This is a genomic window from Bacillus sp. JJ722, from assembly GCF_036963345.1.
Classification (GTDB): Bacteria; Bacillota; Bacilli; order Bacillales; family DSM-1321; genus Bacillus_AD.
Genome location: NZ_JBALMO010000019.1, coordinates 1 through 20897, shown reverse-complemented (window position 1 = coordinate 20897; position 20897 = coordinate 1). Strand labels below are relative to the sequence as shown.

Sequence of the window (20897 nt, the reverse complement as noted above, 5' to 3'; positions counted from 1 at the left end):
ATATAGTATTAAATAAGTGTTTGTCCAATAAATACAATTGTGTTCAACTAAAAAACATATTATAATTAAAAAATATTTTCAGGTGCGATATGCAAAAGAACATACAGAATATTTCTAATTATTAAGAATAAGTAGTGAAGAATGATTTTAGCGGAAGCTTTTAAATAGAAGAAAGTGACGACTGTTTTATCATTTGAACACTGAATAGAGAGTGTAGTCGTAGCTTGCCTGATATTACGACTATAGAGGAAGAAGGGAACGTAATGGCAAACAAAGAAATGAAGAGAGGTCTGGAAGCTCGTCATATCCAGATGATTGCTTTGGGCGGTACAATTGGTGTTGGTCTATTTATGGGTTCATCCAGTACGATTCAATGGACCGGTCCGTCAGTACTACTTGCTTATGCAATCTCAGGGGTTTTTATATTTTTCATTATGCGTGCAATGGGGGAAATGCTATATTTAGAGCCAAGTACAGGTTCCTTTGCGACCTTTGGTCATAAGTATATACATCCATTAGCAGGTTATGTGACTGCTTGGAGTAACTGGTTTCAGTGGGTTATTGTTGGGATGTCTGAAATTATTGCAGTGGGGACATACATGCATTACTGGTATCCAGATTTACCTGCTTGGATTCCGGGTATCATCGCAATGGTGATTCTCGGTGCAGCGAACTTAATTTCTGTTAAATCATTTGGTGAATTTGAATTTTGGTTTGCGCTGATAAAAATCGTTACAATTGTATTAATGATTGTTGCAGGTTTTGGACTTATTTTCTTCGGTATTGGTAATGGCGGTGACGCAATCGGATTATCTAACCTTTGGGAAAACGGTGGCTTCTTTGCTGGAGGCTGGTCGGGGTTTTTCTTTGCTCTATCGTTAGTTGTAGCAGCTTATCAAGGTGTCGAACTACTTGGGATTACAGCTGGTGAAGCAAAAGATCCACAAAAAACGTTAACTAAAGCGATTCAAAGTACTATATGGCGTATTTTAATCTTCTATATTGGTGCGATTTTTGTTATTGTTACGGTTTACCCTTGGGATCAACTAGATTCAATTGGAAGCCCATTTGTTGCAACTTTTGCAAAAGTTGGTATTACCGCTGCAGCTGGAATTATTAACTTTGTTGTAATCACAGCTGCCATGTCTGGCTGTAACAGTGGTATTTACAGTGCGGGACGTATGCTTTATACATTGGGAATGAATGGACAAGCACCAAAATTCTTTACGAAACTAACTCATAATGGAGTGCCTTTACTTGGTACATTTGGTGTGCTAGTTGGTTTATTACTTGGCGTTATTTTAAGTTTTATTGCACCAGAAAATTTATTTGTGCATGTATATAGTGCAAGTGTACTTCCTGGTATGGTTCCGTGGTTTGTCATTCTGATTAGTCAAATTCGATTCAGAAAAATAAAAGGAGCCGAAATGGAAAATCATCCATTCAAAATGCCTTTTGCACCGGTAACAAATTATTTAACGATTTTCTTTTTAATTATGGTGTTAATTGGCATGTGGTTTAATGATGAAACACGTATGTCACTGATTATAGGAATTGTGTTCCTAACTATCATTGTCATTAGTTTTTTCGCTTTTGGGATTGGCAAACGTGCGCCATTAAATACTCAAACAGGTGATGAAATCACTAATAAATAAATCACCAATAAAATTATATAATATTAGTAAAGTAGGGACAGTCATGATACTTGTCCCTATTTTTATTTTCTAAAAAAAGTCACTTAGACATGCAGTAGAGTACCGTATCACAAATAGTGGCCAACCGCCCCTTTGTTGTAAACCCACCACTTATCCAGTATACTTTTTCTAAAGAATAATGGATATTACATAAATAAAGGATGATTAAAGATGACGTTCGAAGAAGTATTGCCACGTTTGAAAAATGGTGAAAAAGTAATTCGTGAAGGATGGCCTGGCGCGGAATTGTACGTGAAACTTGTGGGCCAAAGTGAACACGATGGAGAGAATTTAAACCCGTATTTTTTAATTAATGTACAAGGTGAAGGTTATACAATGTTCACACCTACTGTATGTGACTTATTGGCTGAAGATTGGAAAATCGTTGAATAAAAATAATACCAGAGCCCATGAGCAATCGTGGGCTTTTTGATGTAATTAAGATAGAATTTCCGAAAGTATGAAATGACATCGACTTTTGCCATAACTGGTAATCAGTCTTGTTTTTCTAATGAGGGTGATGTTATGAAATTTGAAGAGTATGCAGGAAAGATGGTATTTATGACGGGAGCTGCATCAGGGATTGGCCAAGCTCAAGCCATAGCCTTTTTGGAAAATGGAGCAAATGTATTTGCACTTGATATGGATGAGCAAGGATTATTAGATATAAAAAAGAAATATGGTGAACGCTTCAATTTTAAAGTTGGCAGTGTATGTAAGACGGAAGATGTTAAACAAGCCGTTGAAAATGCGTTAGCTAAAACGGAGTCAATTGACATCTTATTGAATACAGCTGGTGTTTTAGATGGCTTTGCGAAAACACTCGATACGGACGAAGCGCTTTGGGATCGAATTATGGATACGAATGTGAAGGGTACTTACTTGGTGACCAATGCCATTTTACCTCATATGTTGAAACAAAAATCGGGGATCGTTGTAAACATGGCCTCTATTGCAGGACTTGTAGCTGGGGGCGGTGGTGCTGCTTACACGGCATCGAAGCACGCCATTATTGGCTATACAAAACAGTTAGATTATGATTATTGCCGTGAAGGAATACGAGCGAATGCAATTGCTCCCGGGGCTATTCAAACGCCGATGAACAAGGCTGATTTTGAAGGCAACGGCGAAATGGCAAAATGGGTAGCTGAAGAGACACCTGCGGGACGTTGGGCGCAACCAAGTGAGGTAGCAAATCTAACACTTTATTTGGCAAGTCAAGCAGCTGATTATATGCATGGAACAACCGTGCCGATTGATGGTGGCTGGATCATGAAATAGCATTTTCAATGATAGGTTCTTCTGTTATAATACGCTGGTAAGCAAAATTTTGCTTGCACTACGGCACTTTTGGTAGAGCGAAAGACTCTGTCTTCCTTTGGTCGTAGTTATTACTAAAGTAGCGTATAGTTGCTTTACAAAGGAGAATTTAAATTGAATACGTCTATTTCAAAAGATTCATCACGTACGTCAGTAAGTGAACTTACAAAGACGTCACTTGTAGCTGCCTTATATGTGGCAGTGACAGTTGTACTATCTGTCATCAGCTTTGGTGCAGTACAATTGCGATTATCGGAGATGTTCAACTATTTAGCGTTGTATAATAAACGTTATGTCGTTGCAGTCACATTAGGAGTTATACTTGCAAATTTCATGTCGCCTACGTGGGTGCTTGATGTACCGATTGGTGGTATTTCAACATTTCTTGTATTAATTTTGTGTCGTGCAGTTACCAAGAAGATTACAAATGATATTTTGAAAATGGTCATTACCGCATTGATTTTCGCGGTATCGATGTTTACAGTGGCTGGACAATTAACAATCCTTTATGATCTGCCGTTTTGGCCGACGTATTTAACAGTTGGGATTGGTGAATTATTGTCTATGACCGTTGGTGGTATTGTAATCTATTTTTTAAATAAAAAAATAGATTTAACTAAATAAATTTCAAGGAGGAGTCCAATTGGGCCCTCCTTTTTTTGAAAGGGATTATATTTTGATTAAACGAAACTTTCTTTTTTTAATGCTATACTAGTTAATATTGTAAATTATTGAGGTATATCAGAAAGTTGGATGAGAAATGTATAGAATCGGCGTTGTCGGTCCTAGTTTGTCGGTAAAGCGTATTATTAAATTGGCTAGGGAAAATGAGCAAGAAATGAAATTTATACCTTACCCTTATAAGGCTACAAATGAAGTGGAGAAGATTGTTACAAAGTATGACCATCAGGTAGACTTCTGGCTTTTTTCAGGGTATATCCCGTATAAAATCGCCAAAAAAGTCCTAGTTTCTGATGAAAATTTGGTGTATATACTCTCCACAGAGTCGTGCTTCTACAAAGGTATTATGGATCTTACCTATTCTGAAGGTAAAATGTTAGAGAGAATAAGCATCGATGTAATAGCGGCTACAAGTGAGGCTGAAAAAGCGGGATTGCCACAGTTAGAATTTCCGATTAAGGACATTTTTGTGAAAACATTTGATGTTGATATTGAGCATGAAGAATTGTTTAATTTTCACTATGATTTATGGACGCAAAATAAGACGGAAGGCGCTTTGACTTGCTATCCAGCAGTTTATCAAGAGCTAATTGAAGCTGGTGTCCCAGCATATTGGATTTCACCAACCAAGCATGAAATTTTACAAACCATCAGGATTTTCATGGAAAAGATAAAGACATCCTATTATAAAGACACGCAAATTGGTGTTGAAATGATTGAAATGATTGACTTTGATACAATTAAAGAAAAAATGAGGCCTTACCAGTTACAATATTTGGAGCTTCGTTTGAAGGAAACACTTCTTCAGCTTTGTGAGAAATTAGATGGCTACCTGCTTGAACAAGGGAATGGACGATATTCGATTTTTAGTTCTAGAGGGGCTATTGAGCGAGAGGTTCAAACATTGCAGGAAAAGGTTGAGATCTTGTGTTCCGAAGCTGATACAACCGTTGCTGTAGGCATCGGATTTGGACAAACGGTTTTCTCGGCAGAAGTAAACGCTCATCGTGCACTTCGACAATCTAAAGAAAATGAAAATCTACAGATTGCTATTGTTCAAGATGATGGGACGATTATTGAGTCGGCAGGACAAGAAGGTGAACTCACTTATTCCTATCGTACGGATGATAAAGACTTTCTGGAGAAACTAAAAAAAGGAAATATAAGTGTAAGGACTTTTAAGAAAATAGATGCTTTAATTCGAAAGATGGGCTGGAGTGATTTCACAACAAAGGATTTAGCTTTGCATCTCCAAATGACTGAACGTAATGCACAGAGGATCGTTGCCGATTTGTGTAGAGTAGATTTAGTAGATTGTATTGGTGAGGAATCACAAAGTACACGTGGAAGACCCAAAAAAATATATAGATTGAAATAAGCACCCGATTTGGGTGCTTATTTTTATTCGCATAAACAGGAATGGGGAATAAAAAATGTTGTAAATAATCAAAATTTTTTGTATTATACTAATAACGAAAATTTCGTTATTAGTTCGTTAATTAATGATAACCGAAAGGAAGAAGTCTGTAAAACCGTTTGCATCGTAATCTTTGTATCTGCATTTTATGAACAGAACAATGTATGCATCATTAGGGGATGACAACTTAAGATACTTTGAATACGCTTTCAATGCTTGGGAATATGCAAGCAGATTATTATTGATAAATTAATAGGGGGTAATAGATGATATGGTTTCTGCACGTACTAGAAATTGGATGTTAGTTTTGCTTTTTTTAGGTTGGTCTTTAGGTAATCTGGATCGATTTATTATGAATTATGCCGTCTTGTCAATAACAGAAGACTTACAATTGAGTGCATCATCTACCTGGCTCTTGCTTAGTAGCTTCTTCATCGGATATGCCATTATGCAAATGCCTGGTGGCTGGTTGTCTGATAAGTTTGGTCCTAGAAAAGTTCTTATTTCCTCAGTTATTATGTGGTCCATTTTCACTGCATTGACCGGTGCAGCTTGGTCATTGATGTCTATGATTGTCATTCGTTTCATGTTTGGAATTGGAGAAGGTGGATTTCAGCCGGCCAGCTCTAAAGTAATAGCAAGCACATTTCCTAAAGAAAAGCGCGCTACAGCAATGTCCGTGATGTTATCATCGAGTGCAATTGTTGGACTTATAGTCCCAATTTTATCCGTTACATTACTAACAACAATCGGTTGGCGTGTTACTTTCTTAATAATTGGTTGTATCGGAGCCATTATTGCTGTTCTTTATTGGTACTTTATCAAACTTCCAAATAACGAAGAGGAACAGGCGCAAAAACAAGAAAATACTAATGTTGAAAAAGGTACGTTTAAATTGTTGTTTAAGATGCCGATGATGTGGAGTTTGTTGATTGCTTATTTCAGCTTTTACACAGTTAACTGGGGCCTTGCAACATGGTTACCAACTTACTTAGTTCAAGAACGTGGTCTTGATTTAATTTCACTTGGCTGGTTGCAGATGATTCCAGGATTGTCATCTATTCTTGGGATGTATTTAAGTGGTTACTTCATCGATAAGCTGACAAATGGTCGCGATCGAATAGCAGGAAGTATTGTGTGCGTAATTGTAGGAATTTTATTATATCTCATGTTTAATGCTTCAACTGTAACGAATTTCATGATTTATCAAACGATCATGATGATTTTTATGTCGTTCATCGCTATCCTTCTACCAGCAATCGTTCTTAAAAATTTACCAGCTTCAGTAGCCGGAACTGGCATGGGGATTGTTAATACGGGTGGACAGCTTGCTGGTTTCATTACTCCCCTTACGATTGGATTCATTGTAGATGCATTCAACGGTTCATTTGATGCAGCATTTTGGATGCTGATTGCATTTGCTTTTGTTTGTATGATTGCTCTTTTGACTTTGAATCATAAAAAGGGACAACTACTTGATCAAAACAATGAAGAAGTTGAAGTTACTACTTTGTAAGTAGGAAAACCAAATACAGAAAGGGAGAGATGACTATGAATTTACAAACCTATATTTCTGATACTATTGAGAAAAAAAGAGATAAATTTATTGAATTAAGCGATAAAATATGGGAAACACCGGAAATTTGTTTTGAAGAGCAACAATCGGCTGAGTATTTATGTCATGCATTACAAGAAGAAGGATTTCAGGTGGAAAAAGGAGTTGCTGGACTTCAAACTGGCTTTATCGGTAGTTACGGACATGGGAAGCCCGTTGTAGCCATATTAGGAGAATTCGATGCTTTAACAGGTTTAAGCCAGAAAAAAGGGCTTGCTTATCATGAGCCGGTTATAAGTGGTGGAAACGGGCATGGTTGCGGTCATAACTTATTGGGTGTCGGAGCTTTTGCAGCGGCAGTTGCTATAAAAGATTATATGAAGCAAACTGGCTTACAAGGGACAGTTCGTTATTATGGTTGTCCAGCGGAAGAAGCTGGCTCAGGCAAGGCATATATGGCTACTGCTGGGCTGTTTGACGATGTTGACTTCGCACTTTCCTGGCACCCTGGTACAATGCCAGGTATTATGAATATTAGCTCACTAGCGAATTATTCTGTGCGTTTTAAATTTACTGGAAAGAGTGCGCATGCCGCAGCGGCACCTCATTTAGGGCGCAGCGCTTTAGATGCAGTAGAATTGATGAATGTTGGTGTTAATTATTTAAGAGAACACATGATTCCAGAGGCTCGAGTACATTATGCGATTACGAATACAGGTGGAATTTCTCCTAACGTCGTACAAGCTAATGCAGAAGTCGTTTATTTAATCCGTGCCCCGAAAAAGCAGCAAGTACAAGAGCTTTACGACCGAGTGTACAACATTGCCAAAGGCGCGGCTTTAATGTCAGGAACAACAGTGGAAACCATGTTTGAAGGTACAGCATCGGACTTGTTCCCTAATAAAATTTTAGCAGATGTCATGTACAAAAACTTAGCAGCTGTCGGCGTTCCATCCTATGATGAGCAAGATGAACAGTTTGCTAAAGAAATAATAGAAACACTTTCTGAAGAAGATCGTCATGCCGCTTTCGTAGGAATGAATAAAGAAACGATTAAGCTGGTAAAGAACAAATCTATTATGGATCTGATTGGACCGCCTATTGAGCAGGAATTTACGATGGCTGGTTCCACTGATGTTGGTGATGTTAGTTGGATTGTTCCAACTATGCAATGTATGACAACATGCTGGGCGCTAGGAACACCTGCGCATACTTGGCAAGTAGTATCTCAAGGTGCGATGCCTATCGCTCATAAAGGATTTCTTCAAGCGGGGAAAGTTATCGCTTGCACAGCAATCGAGACAATGGAAAATCTAGAAATCATCGAAAAGGCTAAAGCAGAATTGAAAGATCGATTGGATGGGGAAACATATATTTCGCTAATTCCTGAACAGTTGCGTTCACCTCAAAAAGCATAGCTATTGAAGTAAGCATGATTTGTAAATGATGAGAATCTCCTAGGTTCTCATCATTTTTGCCTCATTTGAAAGGAACGATGTGATTATGGGAGAAGTACAAAAAGTATTACAACAGGTAAGTCATGAAGAGAACACTTATGTACAGGAATGGATAGAAGAATATAGATCTTATGCTAGTCAAGGACAATGCGCAGCCTATATTCCTGCTCTCAAACGGGCAAATCCATCACAGTTAGGTGTCTGCTTGATAGGCGCTGATGGTACAATGATCAAGGCTGGAGACTGGCAAGCATCTTTTACCTTACAAAGTATATCTAAAGTCATTAGTTTTATTGCCGCATGTTTGGATTATGGTATTTCTTACGTTTTAGAAAGAGTAGATGTTGAACCGACAGGAGATGCTTTTAACTCGATTGTTCGCCTAGAGATGCATAAGCCAGGAAGACCTTTTAATCCGATGATCAACGCTGGAGCCATTACAGTTTCATCCTTTCTTGGTGGCAGAACGCCACATGAAAAAGTAGAGTTGCTATGCACATTAATCGAAAAAATAGTAGGAAAGCGACCAACTATCAATGAAGAAGTGTTTCAATCTGAATGGCATACTGCTCATCGAAATCGTGCTTTAGCTCATTATTTAAAAGAGACAGGATTTCTAGAATGTTCTGTAGAAGAAGCTTTAGAAGTCTACTTAAAGCAGTGCTCCATCGAAGTAAACACTGAAGACATAGCCATGATTGGATTAATCCTTGCACATGATGGATATCATCCGATTAGGAAGGAGCAAATCTTCTCAAAAGAAGTGGCACGGTTAACAAAAGCATTGATGGTGACTTGTGGAATGTATAACGCTTCAGGTAAGTTCGCTGCTTTTGTAGGAGTGCCAGCTAAGAGTGGCGTTTCTGGAGGAATATTAACTGCGGTTCCTCCAAGTATTAAATCTCAGGATACCCTATTTCCAAATGGCTGTGGGATAGGGATCTATGGACCAGCTATAGACGAATTTGGTAATAGTGTAGCAGGAGTCAAGCTGTTAAAGCGTATAGTAAAAGAGTGGGATTTTACTATTTTCTGAACCTAATACTTGGACCAAACAAAGAAAGAGCTAATCCCTTAGGGAATTGGCTCTTTTTCATAAATGAAAATATACAAAGAGTGAGGAAGTAGTAAATGAAGTTATATACAAAATTGTAGAATTAAAAAATTGATCAAAATCAACTTTCTTTGGGGATATTCTTATAGAAGAAGTCCCTTACCTCCTCTATATTCAAGCCTAAATCCTTTGCTTCCAATATAAGAGTAATCCATTCTTTATCGAGCATAATGTTCATCTTCTCCTCTTGAAAAACACTTTTTATGTAGTCATTCTACTGAATTAATTAAGTTTCCCATCTATTACAACGAATTTTTTTGTCTTATTTTTAAAGTGTTTTTATTTTACTTTAGTTTATAAAGGTTAAAAATAAGTTAAATTTTAACAGAAAATTCAAAATGGTTCTTTTTTCATAGGATGGATGATACTTAGATCTATTTTTATGTCTTAAAACGCTTCAATGAACGTATTTTATATGGAATTTGAAATCTGAATATGAGCAGATGAAATATGAGTACGTATCATAATAACAAACCACCTCTTGTTTTCGTTCCGGGTCTGTTTGGGTCAATGAGCGATGTTATTATTCCTGGAACAGGATATTGGAGCTTTGGAATTGCTGAAGTTGTATACAATCCATTTATTGATGTTTTAGAAAGCATGAATTATCAAAGAAATAGCAATTTATTTATTTCCTTTTATGATTGGAGGCAGCCGGTGCCGTTCTCTGCTTATGCATATCTCGCACAAACGATAAGTGAAGCTAAACAAAAAACAGGTTCAAATCAAGTGAATTTGGTTTGTCATAGTATGGGAGGGCTTGTTGCAAGAGCTTATGTACAAAGCAACTATTATCAAGATGATGTAGATCAGCTGATTATTCTTTGTAGCCTAATGCAGGATCACCAGCGAATTATTGTTATTGGACTGGAAGTACACTTGAACATGGTAGAAGGTTTTGCATCATTTATTATAAACACATCCTACGTCTTGTTTACCTTAAGTTATGTTACAAAGCACCAAAATAGTAGCATTGGACTCATTACTATAACTCTTTTTTTAGTATGAATTTGCCAAAGCTAATCATATTAGTAAATTACTATATTTATATAGAAATACGTTTAGATATTATTATTATAAAATAGTGAAATTTTATCTGTTTATGGTGTAATTTCTATTTTCACTAAAAACATATTGTAAACACATTAATTGTCTGATATATTTCTAAATGATAATGATAATTATTTTCATTTAGATGAGGGCGGGGGATTTTTTATAATGAAGAAAAGTTTATATGGAGCTGTATTTTTGTCAGCATTACTTGTTTTGGGGGGATGTACTGAAGATAAGGCAGAACCAGCTACGAATAAAGAAGAAAAAGTAGCGGATGCATCAAAATCTGAAGATGATTCTAAGACTTCTAGTGAAAATGCAGCGAAAGTAGAAGAATTATTAAAGCAATTTCCTTCAGAACAACCAAAATCAATCGTGACAACATCTGTTTCGATTATAGAAATGCTTAATATATTAGATGTCAAACCAGTTGGGATTCCAACTACAACTCATAAATTACCAGAGGGATTCGATCAAATCACTCAAATTGGTTCTACTATTGAACCTGACGTGGAGAAGATTGTAAGTCTTAAACCAGATATTATTATCGGACCAGAATCGATTCAAGATAGTTTAGAAAAGAAAACAAAAAATAGTAAAGTAGCAAGAGCATATATTCCAACAGATTCTTATGAAGAGTTGAAATTATCATTAGAAGTGTTAGGAAAAGCATTACATAAGGAAGATGTAGCTAAAGAATATTTGGCGCAGTTAGATGAGAAAGAAGCCGCTGTGTTAGAAAAAGTAAAAGGTAAAGAGGCACCGAAGGTAATGCTGTTATTTGGTTCTGGTGAATCATTTATGTTGATGAATGATACTACTTATGTTGGTAGTTTAATCAAAAAGCTAGGTGCTACAAATATCGTAACTGAAGCGGTTAAATCTAAAGAGGCGTATATTCCGATGAATATGGAAGATGTAATTACAGCAAACCCAGATGCAATCTTACTTGTTTCACATGGAGATCCAACAGCTGCACTAGAACAGTTTAAAGCAGAAGTGAAAAAGAATGGTGCATGGGAGAAATTGAATGCATTCAAAGAAGACCGTGTTCAAGCTCTTAATTATGAAACATTTGGCTATGCTTCTATTGAAAAAGCGATAAACGGATTAGAGCAACTAAACGATATTTTATATAAGTAATTTGATTGTGAATGAGGGTTGAATGAAATGGAAGTAAAACGGAAGAGAAGATTCAGCATAGGTATAACCTTTGTTCTATTAATAGCTTTCATGATTTTATCAATCGGAATAGGCAGTGTTCACATATCTCCAATGGAGACAATTAGAACCATATTTGGTTCTGGAGAAGCAATGTCTGAAACGATTGTCGGGGATTTGCGTATTCCTAGAGTTCTCATTGCTGTAATTGTAGGAACAAATCTAGCTATATCAGGTGCATTGCTTCAGGCTGTTATGAGAAATCCACTAGCAGATCCAGGGTTAACAGGTGTATCAAGTGGTGCGGCTGTTACTGTATTATTTATTTTGCTATTGTTCCCTAGCTTTGGGAAGTGGATTCCACTTGCTGCGGTAGTTGGCGGACTTATAGCTGTAATTTTAGTTTATGCGTTAGCTTGGAAGAAAAATGGTTTATCTCCAGTTAGAATTATTCTTGCTGGAGTAGCTGTAAATGCAGTTTTTGGAGGGATAACGGGATTACTTTCTATTCTTTATAGTGACCGTCTTCCTTCAGCTCTGCAATGGTTAAACGGTAGTCTATCTGCGAAAGGAATGGGAGATGTTAGTACTCTTCTTCCTTATTCCGTTATTGGATGGATATTAGCATTGTTTTGTATACGTTCGGCAAACATTTTGAATTTAGGAGAAAATGTAGCTGTAAATCTAGGAGAAAATACAAATCGAATTCGTATTGTACTATCTTCCGTAGCAGTGTATTTAGCAGCCGTATCTGTAGCTATTGTTGGGCTATTAGGTTTCGTTGGACTCATTGTGCCACATATGTCGAGATTATTAGTTGGATCAAATTATCGTCTCCTCATACCCATGAGTATGGTATTAGGAGCGTTAGTATTATTAGTAGCTGATACAATCGGAAGATCTCTATTCTCACCTTTGGATATTCCAGCAGGTATCGTAATGGCGATGGTAGGTGGACCTTACTTTTTATATTTAATGAGAGCGGGTGACATTTAGGATGCTAAGAGCTCAATCATTGGATATTAGCTATGATTATAAGAAAATACTGGATGATTTTAGGATAGATGTTGAAAAAGGTGAAATTGTTTCGATTATTGGTCCGAACGGTTCAGGTAAGTCTACAGCTTTAAAAGCCATGTCTAGGTTAATTCCTGTTGAAAGAGGAAAGGTTTTTTTAGATGGTAAAGACTTGCAGTCATTAAGCAGTAAATCGATTTCTCAAATGATGAGTGTGCTATTTCAATCGAATGAGCCACCTTCAGATATAACGGTAGAGGATTTAGTCAAATATGGGAGAGTGCCTCATAAGAAATGGTATGAACGGACAAATGATGAGGATGTAAACATTGTGGAATGGGCGATTGAAAAGACAGGATTAACATCATTAAAGCAGCGATTGGTATCTTCACTCTCAGGTGGAGAAGCGCAAAGAGCGTGGATTGCTATGTCACTTGCACAAAGGCCAAAAATATTGTTGCTTGATGAGCCAACTACATACCTAGACATTGCTCATCAACTTCAGTTATTAGAGCTGATTCATACTTTGAATCAAGATTTGAAAATGACAGTAGTCATGGTATTGCATGATTTAAATCAAGCAAGTATTTATAGTGATAAAATCTGTGTCTTATCAAAAGGAATGGTTATGAAATATGGTACGCCGGAAGTAATAATGACCAAAGAAATGATTCGAAATGTATACGGAGTAGAATGTGAAATTGATTCACATTATCAGCATGGAAAACCACGTATTAACTTATTAGGCATTTCACCTGTAACAGCACAAGTATGAGGAGGATAACAAATGGTAAAGCAAATAGATATCGCTCAAAAGAGGGAACAATATTTACAGTTTATGAATAAGTGCAAAACAATTGTTATTAGCAGTAAAGATGAAAACGGTGATCCATTTATCAGTTACGCGCCATATATTCAACACAACGGAAAGTTTTACATCTATATAAGCCGAATTACCGATCATTATAAATATATTGAAGAGAGCGACTTAGTTCATATTATGCTAATTGCTGATGAACAAGGGGCTGCAAATAAATTTGCACTTGAACGTGCTCGCTTCCAATGTACGACTACCAATATTGGTAATGATGGACATGAAGAGCTTTTTGCTAAATTTGAAAGTGATCATGGAGCACCAATGATGGGTGTTTTACGAGGTTTAGATTTCTCTTTATTTGAACTTACTCCTAAAGAAGGTCGTTACGTCGTTGGATTTGGCCTAGCGTTTGATATCGATTTATCAGGAGAGAAATTCGAACATGTTGTTGTAGATAAAAAAGAATAGTTTATGGCTACTCTTTTTTTATAACCTCTGGCTGCATCTAATTAAGAAGTCTATCTATGCAAAAGTCTACTAAAATACTATTTATCTCGTTAAGTCTATATACTAGTATTGCTTTAATTGATGGCTCTGAAGAAGATAAATGCCTAGATAGCATAAGTAAAGGTGAGCAATGCTTCATTGAACATATTGCTCACCTTTGTCATTTCACATAATATCTAGCTCCTACACAGGTGTTTCTCTCATGCAGTAAGCTGGTATTAAAATACTTTATCACCGTTAAAAATCGAATTTTTAACAATAACATAATCTACAGTGCGAATGGCTTCTAGCTTTTTGCCGCCAGCATAAGAAATAGAAGATTGAAGGTCTTGCTCCATTTCTATTAATGTATCTTGTAAAGAGCCTTTGAATTCGACAAACATTTTTTTGCCTTCAACATTTTTCTTTTCACCTTTTTGAAATTCTGATGCTGAACCAAAGTATTCTTTATATAACTTTCCGTCCTTTTCAACAGTGATTCCTGGAGATTCTTCATGGCCAGCGAACAATGAGCCAATCATGACCATGCTTGCACCGAATCTAACGGATTTAGCAATGTCACCATGTGTACGAATGCCGCCGTCCGCAATAATAGGTTTAGTCGCTGCTTTTGCACATAAGCGTAGAGCTGCCAATTGCCAACCACCAGTTCCAAATCCGGTTTTAATTTTTGTAATACATACTTTTCCTGGGCCAATACCGACCTTAGTAGCGTCTGCGCCAGCATGCTCTAATTCTCTTACTGCTTCAGGAGTTCCAACGTTTCCAGCAATAACAAAACTATTAGGTAAAAGTTGTTTAATATGCTCAATCATCTTGATAACTGCATTGGAATGACCGTGTGCAATATCAATTGTAATATATTCTGGGACAAGCTTTTCAGCTGCCAAATGTTGTACGAAATCGTATTCTTCTTCTTTAACACCAACACTAATAGATGCGATTAATCCACGTGCGTGCATATCTTTAATGAAAGAAACGCGCTTTTGTGGTTCAAATCGGTGCATGATGTAGAAGTAACCGTTTTCAGCCAAATAACTAGCAATCTTCTCATCGATGATTGTTTGCATATTTGCAGGTACCACAGGTATTTTAAAAGTGTGTCCACCCAATGTTACACTTGTGTCGCACTCAGATCGACTATCTACTATACATTTTGCGGGAATTAATTGAATGTCTTCATAATCAAATACTTTTCTCATTAATATTCACCTCTAAATACGAACGTTATATTGTTTTGTTATAAAAAATGTTCGTCTAATTGTAATTTACATCATTTTGTTCTGTAAGTCAAAGTTTTTATACTTTTTTGTAAAATAAACCAAGTTTCATTACAAGGCTCGTTTGTCAAGTTAAGAAGACTATGATATTATACAAGCCGAAATACCTATCCGTTTATGGGTGAATTTCTGTTTGATGTTAGCTACGGAATCTAATTAATTTGATATATTGAAATAAAAAATAATGAATGGAGAACATACAAAAATGAATAACCTACCAAATTGCCCAAAATGTAATTCAGAGTACACGTACGAAGATGGAACTCTTCTAATTTGCCCAGAATGTGGACATGAGTGGACTCTAGAATCTGATGCTGAAAACAATGAAGATACAAAGGTTGTTAAAGATGTGAATGGAAATGTTTTAAATGACGGTGATGCTGTAACTGTTATTAAAGATCTTAAAGTTAAAGGAAGCTCATCAGTTTTAAAACAAGGCACAAAAGTTAAAAGTATCCGTTTAGTGGATGGAGACCATGATATTGATTGTAAAATCGATGGTTTTGGAGCGATGAAATTAAAGTCTGAGTTTGTTAAAAAGATTTAACAAGGAGTTTTTGAATCTGAATAATATGAGGCGTTGTAGCGTGGAGCTAAAGCGTCTTTTTTGTGTTGTTAAGAAAAATAGAAAAAGATGCTGATTTCGATTTTCTTTATCGAGTAGCATTAATAATGTTGGAAGTGCTTGAAAATATTTTTGGGAAATACTATTTAAAAATAATCTTACTTATTGTTTAAGATTTGGTACAATTCGAGTACAATGGTGAAATTTAAATTTATGTAAGCAAAAGGAGTATTTCAGTGAACTCAACTAAAACAATTGTCGAGAAATTAAATATAAATAAATATCCAATCAAAGCTATTCTTCATATGCCTGAAGATATACATGACTTTCAAGAACTACAATATGATACGAGTCTGCAAAAAGAGCATTATGATTTGATTTTTACTTTTATTTTCAATGAGGAAGTTTTATTGAAGCAAATACAGCAAATCGTTGACAAGCAATGTTTGAATGATCAAGGGTATGTATTTATTGCTTATCCGAAAAAGAATAACCGCCAATATAAAGAGTATATTGAGCGCGATCGACTATTCGAAGTCATACCGGTTGATGAAGAAGGCTATGTAAAAGGGAGTCACATTAAGTTTTCCCGAATGGTGAGCTTTAATGATGTCTTTACAGCAGTAGGGCTGAAATCAGCACCAAAGAAAGCGAAAAAAGGCATGAGTGCAAAGAAGAGCCAGTGTGTGGATGATTATATTGTCCATGTTGAAGATATAAAGAGTTATTTATGTAAGAATGAAGAGCTATTAGATACATATAATGCGTTAACATTTGGGTATCAAAAGGATTGGGCGCGTTATGTATATAGTGCGAAGAGACAAGAAACGCAGGAAAAACGATTATTAGAAATGGAGACTATATTAGGAGAAGGTTATAAATCGATGGATTTATATCGAAGAAGAAGCAAATAAGTATTTTATTTCGAAGTCACCCTTAATCATAGGGTGACTTTTTTAGCACGAATCATTTCTATGCATTAGATCTTAATTCGTGGTTAAATTGTTTCAGTAATTGTCCAAACAATTGACGATCTTCTTCTGACCAACTATCCAGTAAATATGTTATTTTTTCTAACCTTACTTCTTTAAAGTTTTGTAACTTTTTTTCACCTCGTAACTATAAGTCTATTTTTTTACAATTAAGTAAACAATAAAAGTCGCCATGTAGCAAAGGCGACTTTTTGATTATTTTTTCAATAATAAATACATAAAATATGGTGCTCCAATTAATGCCACCATGATACCAGCTGGAATTCCTTCAGGATCAACTAAGTTACGACCAATCGTATCGGCAAGCAATAGAAGTGCACCACCGAGTAGAATAGCAACTGGAATAAATAGCTGATTACGTGGACCGACTAATGATTTAGCGATATGTGGTGCCATAAGTCCGACAAAGGCAATGCCGCCAGTGACAGATACAGCAGCAGCAGCAAGTGCAACAGCCGTTAACAGAAGAACAATTCGCTCTTTTTCAATGGATACCCCTACACCGATTGCTACTGGCTCACTTAACGAGAGTATATTTAAGCGATTGGCTTTATATAGCGTAAATGGAATTAAGATGAGTAGCCATGGTAATAGTGCCAAGACGAAATTCCAGTCAGTTCCCCAAATATTACCTGAAATCCACTTTTGGATAAAATCTACTTTTGAAGGTTCAGCAGATGACATGAGTACAATCATAGCACCTGATAGAGCGGTAGAAAAACCAACACCCGTTAGTACTAGCCTTACTGGTTGTAGACCGTGGGTACGACTGTACGAAAATAGATAAATAAAGACGGAAGTCAGTAATGCTCCAATAAATGCTACTAGTGGAAGCAGATAAATAAAAGTGCCTGAATCAATGGGGAAGTATAAAAAGAATATCGCAACAGCGACTCCTGCTCCTGAATTGATTCCAATAATGCCTGGGTCTGCTAAATCATTTCGTGTAATTCCTTGAAGAATGGCTCCGGATAAAGCAAGTGCCATACCTGCTAATAAAGTAATTAAAATTCTTGGTAATCGAATCGTGAATAGCACAAATTCTTCTTTGAATGTTCCTTGTCCAAGAATGGTAGGAATCAAACGGTCGTAAGAGAGAGAAGAATAACCCATTCCTAATCCGATTATGATGATTAACAAGATGAGAACTACTAATATACTTACAATAATTCGTTGTTTACGTCGTAAAGATGCTTGAATCATGAAAAAGCCTTCCCTCCTTTATGTACGATAAAGAGGAAGAATGGTAATCCTAATACCGCAACAATTGCAACGATAGGCGTTTCATATGGTGTATTAATTGTGCGACCAATCGTATCTGCCATAACCATAAACGCAGCTCCAGCAATAGCGGACATCGGTAAAATATAACGATAATCTGTTCCGACAATGGCACGAACAATATGTGGAATCATTAAACCAATAAATGCTAGATTTCCCGCAAGTGCTACAGCAGCACCAGCTAATAAGACAACAATGATGAATAGCATCGCTTTAATTCGTGTGGTTTTTTGACCTAACCCTACAGCAACTTCTTCGCTTAAGCTAAGAATGGTAAGCTGTCTAGCAAGGAAGAGTGAAAAAAGAATACCTACAATAATGAACGGTACGATTACTCTTAGTTGTCCCCATGATGTGCCAATGAAGCCACCTGAAGTCCACATAGAAACATCCTTGGAAATCTTAAAATATAGCCCTACGCCTTCTGAAATTGCTAGTAAAAAAGCAGAAACAGCAGCACCAGCTAAGACAATACGAAACGGAGAGAAGCCACCTTTCTTCATGGAGCTCAAACCGAAAACAAGTATTGCGCCAACAGCAGCACCAATAAAGCAAGCAATCATTATGTAGAAATAGTTAGCCGTAGGATTCATAGCGATGGTGATTGCCAAGGCTGCACTTGCACCAGAAGTTAAACCTAGTAAGCTTGGATCTGCTAATGGATTTCTTGTCATACCTTGCATGATTGCTCCGGAAACGGCTAGTGCAGCACCAACAAAAACAGCTGCCACTTCACGTGGTAACCGAATCTCACGAATCATTGTTGCCTTCTCACCAGTAGCATTTGGTGTGAGGGCTTGCCATACATCTTTAAAAGTTGTATCTGCCGCCCCAAACACCAAAGCAACAATAAACATAGCTATTAAAAATAGAATTCCTGCAATAAGTTTAAATATAAATGGTATAGCAAGTCTGTTTTCTTTCGTCATAACATGTTCATCTTTTCTCTATAGATTTAAAGGAACTCTCACTTACTGTAAGAATTCCTTTTATTTGTTCGTTCTAATTATTCCCCAAGAAATGCGCTCTTGAAGAAATCTAGTTGTAATTCTAGTGTTGTTGCATCATTGAAATAGAATGAATTTGCATCAATTTCAAATACGCGATTATTTTTTACTGCTGGGATGTTTTTATATGTTTCCGTTTCTTGGAATGAATTATCAGTATCCTTGAATTTACTTAAAATCAGATAGTCTCCAGCATACTCGGGAAGTACTTCTGTTGATATAGCATAGTATCCTTCTTTAAGAGCCGTTTGTTTTACCTTTTCTGGCATATTTAATTTCATTGCTTGGTATAGAATTTCTGTACCACGTCCCCAGTTATCTCCATAGACATATAACTGCTTATCGTAGTTTTCAATAACAGAGACAGTAGCATCTTCACCGATTTTTGCTTTGATTTCTTTACCAGCATCTTCAGCACGTTTTTCGAAATCTTTTGCCCATTCAGTTGCTTCTTTCTCTTTATTAACTAGTTTTCCAATTTCGATGTGCTGTTCTAAGTAATCTAATTTTCCGTATGTGAAAGTAACAGTAGGAGCGATTTTCTTAAGTTTGTCAATGTTTTTAGCAGTAGACAAACCGATAATTAAATCTGGCTCAAGTTCGATAATTTTTTCAATATTTTCATCTGAAACTTCCTCAATATCTTTAACAGTGTCTTGGAAATTAGGATTTTTCTTAGACCATGCATCAACGCCAACCATATTAACACCTAATTTGATTAAATCACCTGTATAAGATGATAGTACGACAACGCGTTGTGGATCAGCTGGAACTTTGACTGGCCCATTTTCAGATTGATAAGTAATCGTCTCTGGCTTTTTGTCTTTTGATGATGCATCATCTTTCTTATCTGTTGAATCACCATTACAAGCGCTAAGAATAAGTACAAATATTAGCATGAATGGAATTAATAGTTTTTTCATTTCGTTAAACTCCTTTTACTAGATGGTAGGTCATACACATTGGTTTGTTTGTACGTGGATCTCTACCTATTTCAGCGTCAATGTTGAATACTTTTTTTAACACATCTTTATTCATTACTTCTTCGCAATCGCCAGCTTTTATAATTTCTCCATCTTTTAACGCGATAATGTAATCGGCAAAGCGAGCAGCTTGATTCAAGTCATGTAAAACCATAACAATCGTACGTCCTTGCTCTTGGTTTAACTTCTGTAACAGTTCCAAAACTTCTAATTGGTGAGCCATATCTAAGTATGTAGTTGGCTCATCAAGGAAAATCATTTCTGTTTCTTGTGCTAGAGCCATAGCAATCCATACACGTTGGCGTTGACCACCAGATAAAGCATCTACAGGACGGAATTTATAATCTTGTGTTCCTGTTACTTCCAGTGCCCAATCAATCACTTCATAGTCTTTTTTCGTTAAACGACCGAAACCTTTTTGATAAGGAAAGCGACCGTAGGATACCAGTTCACCAACCGTTAAGCCACTTGCACTTTCAGGTGTTTGTGGAAGAATAGCAAGTTTTTGTGCTAGCATTTTCGTACTATCTTTTTTTATATTTTCACCATCTAAAACCACAGCTCCCGATTGGAAAGGTATGATTCGTGTGATGGCTTTGAGTAATGTCGATTTACCGCATCCATTTGATCCGATAATGACAGTTATTTTTTTATCTGGGATTTTGACACTTAAATTTTTAACGATTAAGCGTTCATCATAGCCTATATTTAAGTTATCTGTATAAAGTCGAACCATTATGTAACCTCCAATTTTTAGTAACTGAAAATGATTCTCAATATCATCACTCTAGTAAATATAAGGGTATTTAGATTAACTGTCAATCACATTTTTATTGTGAAAACTTGTATATCTACAGAAAAATGATGTGCAAATGATAATGTCCTTTAGAAGATAGAAAGAAAATTGAATAAAACAAATTGTTATTTAGGGATAGCAATTGAAACTTTGTGAAAATAACATCATCAGATACATTGATTTATGGGCGATGTTTTATC

At 36.3% G+C, this 20897-nt stretch carries 22 protein-coding genes; 16 read left to right on the top strand and 6 right to left on the bottom strand.

Annotation, left to right across the window (positions count from 1 at the left end; translation table 11 throughout):
* Positions 1-263 precede the first annotated feature (263 nt).
* The 8 genes from V7014_RS03080 (at position 264) to V7014_RS03045 (ending at position 9160) form a co-directional block, all read left to right on the top strand.
* Entirely contained in the window at positions 264-1655 is a 1392-nt protein-coding gene (locus V7014_RS03080) for an amino acid permease (protein ID WP_335504071.1), read from the top strand.
* 210 nt (positions 1656-1865) lie between these two features.
* Positions 1866-2087 carry a DUF2829 domain-containing protein gene (locus V7014_RS03075; RefSeq protein WP_042352919.1) on the top strand — a complete coding sequence of 74 codons (222 nt, stop codon included), beginning with the start codon at positions 1866-1868 and terminating at the stop codon, positions 2085-2087.
* 132 nt (positions 2088-2219) lie between these two features.
* Positions 2220-2975 carry a 3-oxoacyl-ACP reductase gene (locus V7014_RS03070; RefSeq protein ID WP_335504067.1) on the top strand — a complete coding sequence of 252 codons (756 nt, stop codon included), beginning with the start codon at positions 2220-2222 and terminating at the stop codon, positions 2973-2975.
* Positions 2976-3128: 153 nt separating this feature from the next.
* Complete coding sequence (locus V7014_RS03065; RefSeq protein ID WP_335504065.1) at positions 3129-3638, top strand: QueT transporter family protein; 510 nt, start codon at positions 3129-3131, stop codon at positions 3636-3638.
* A 136-nt stretch (positions 3639-3774) separates the two neighbouring features.
* Positions 3775-5073, top strand: coding sequence for a hypothetical protein (locus V7014_RS03060; protein WP_335504063.1), 1299 nt, complete (start codon positions 3775-3777; stop codon positions 5071-5073).
* Between the two features lie 310 nt (positions 5074-5383).
* Positions 5384-6628, top strand: a complete 1245-nt coding sequence (locus tag V7014_RS03055; protein ID WP_335504061.1) for an MFS transporter — start codon at positions 5384-5386, stop codon at positions 6626-6628.
* A 35-nt stretch (positions 6629-6663) separates the two neighbouring features.
* A complete protein-coding gene (locus V7014_RS03050) occupies positions 6664-8085 on the top strand; it encodes a M20 family metallopeptidase (protein WP_335504059.1) in 1422 nt (473 codons plus the stop codon).
* Between the two features lie 85 nt (positions 8086-8170).
* Positions 8171-9160, top strand: coding sequence for a glutaminase (locus V7014_RS03045; protein WP_335504057.1), 990 nt, complete (start codon positions 8171-8173; stop codon positions 9158-9160).
* A 139-nt stretch (positions 9161-9299) separates the two neighbouring features.
* Here the strand turns inward: V7014_RS03045 and V7014_RS03040 are convergent, their stop codons facing one another.
* Positions 9300-9407: an anti-repressor SinI family protein gene (locus V7014_RS03040; protein ID WP_335504055.1), complete on the bottom strand. Its 108-nt coding sequence runs from the start codon at positions 9405-9407 to the stop codon at positions 9300-9302.
* Between the two features lie 281 nt (positions 9408-9688).
* Between V7014_RS03040 and V7014_RS03035 the strand changes: the two genes are divergently transcribed.
* The 6 genes from V7014_RS03035 (at position 9689) to V7014_RS03010 (ending at position 13966) form a co-directional block, all read left to right on the top strand.
* Positions 9689-10246, top strand: a complete 558-nt coding sequence (locus tag V7014_RS03035; protein WP_335504053.1) for an esterase/lipase family protein — start codon at positions 9689-9691, stop codon at positions 10244-10246.
* Positions 10247-10456: 210 nt separating this feature from the next.
* Positions 10457-11434, top strand: coding sequence for an ABC transporter substrate-binding protein (locus tag V7014_RS03030; protein ID WP_335504051.1), 978 nt, complete (start codon positions 10457-10459; stop codon positions 11432-11434).
* A 27-nt stretch (positions 11435-11461) separates the two neighbouring features.
* A complete protein-coding gene (locus V7014_RS03025; RefSeq protein ID WP_335504049.1) occupies positions 11462-12448 on the top strand; it encodes a FecCD family ABC transporter permease in 987 nt (328 codons plus the stop codon).
* Between the two features lies 1 nt (position 12449).
* Complete coding sequence (locus tag V7014_RS03020; protein WP_335504047.1) at positions 12450-13244, top strand: ABC transporter ATP-binding protein; 795 nt, start codon at positions 12450-12452, stop codon at positions 13242-13244.
* Positions 13245-13256: 12 nt separating this feature from the next.
* Complete coding sequence (locus V7014_RS03015; protein ID WP_335504045.1) at positions 13257-13754, top strand: HugZ family protein; 498 nt, start codon at positions 13257-13259, stop codon at positions 13752-13754.
* Between the two features lie 56 nt (positions 13755-13810).
* Positions 13811-13966, top strand: coding sequence for a hypothetical protein (locus V7014_RS03010; RefSeq protein ID WP_335504043.1), 156 nt, complete (start codon positions 13811-13813; stop codon positions 13964-13966).
* Positions 13967-14011: 45 nt separating this feature from the next.
* Here the strand turns inward: V7014_RS03010 and guaC are convergent, their stop codons facing one another.
* Positions 14012-14995 carry a GMP reductase gene (guaC, locus tag V7014_RS03005; protein ID WP_335504041.1) on the bottom strand — a complete coding sequence of 328 codons (984 nt, stop codon included), beginning with the start codon at positions 14993-14995 and terminating at the stop codon, positions 14012-14014.
* A gap of 283 nt (positions 14996-15278) precedes the next feature.
* On the opposite strand from guaC, the gene V7014_RS03000 reads away from it, so the two are divergent.
* The gene (locus tag V7014_RS03000; protein WP_335504039.1) at positions 15279-15620 is read left to right on the top strand and encodes a zinc ribbon domain-containing protein YjdM; all 342 of its coding nucleotides are present in this window, start codon (positions 15279-15281) and stop codon (positions 15618-15620) included.
* 254 nt (positions 15621-15874) lie between these two features.
* Positions 15875-16552: a YdeI/OmpD-associated family protein gene (locus tag V7014_RS02995; RefSeq protein WP_335504037.1), complete on the top strand. Its 678-nt coding sequence runs from the start codon at positions 15875-15877 to the stop codon at positions 16550-16552.
* Between the two features lie 273 nt (positions 16553-16825).
* Here V7014_RS02995 and V7014_RS02990 read toward each other — a convergent pair whose 3' ends face one another.
* From V7014_RS02990 to V7014_RS02975, 4 genes are all read right to left on the bottom strand, one after another.
* On the bottom strand, positions 16826-17833 hold the full coding sequence (locus V7014_RS02990; RefSeq protein ID WP_335504035.1) for a FecCD family ABC transporter permease: 1008 nt from the start codon (positions 17831-17833) through the stop codon (positions 16826-16828).
* The gene (locus V7014_RS02985) at positions 17830-18840 is read right to left on the bottom strand and encodes a FecCD family ABC transporter permease (RefSeq protein ID WP_335504033.1); all 1011 of its coding nucleotides are present in this window, start codon (positions 18838-18840) and stop codon (positions 17830-17832) included. Before V7014_RS02985 ends, V7014_RS02990 begins: the two co-directional genes overlap by 4 nt.
* Before the next feature lie 77 nt (positions 18841-18917).
* On the bottom strand, positions 18918-19841 hold the full coding sequence (locus V7014_RS02980) for an iron-hydroxamate ABC transporter substrate-binding protein (protein WP_335504031.1): 924 nt from the start codon (positions 19839-19841) through the stop codon (positions 18918-18920).
* A 4-nt stretch (positions 19842-19845) separates the two neighbouring features.
* A complete protein-coding gene (locus tag V7014_RS02975; RefSeq protein WP_335504030.1) occupies positions 19846-20637 on the bottom strand; it encodes an ABC transporter ATP-binding protein in 792 nt (263 codons plus the stop codon).
* Positions 20638-20897: the final 260 nt, after the last annotated feature.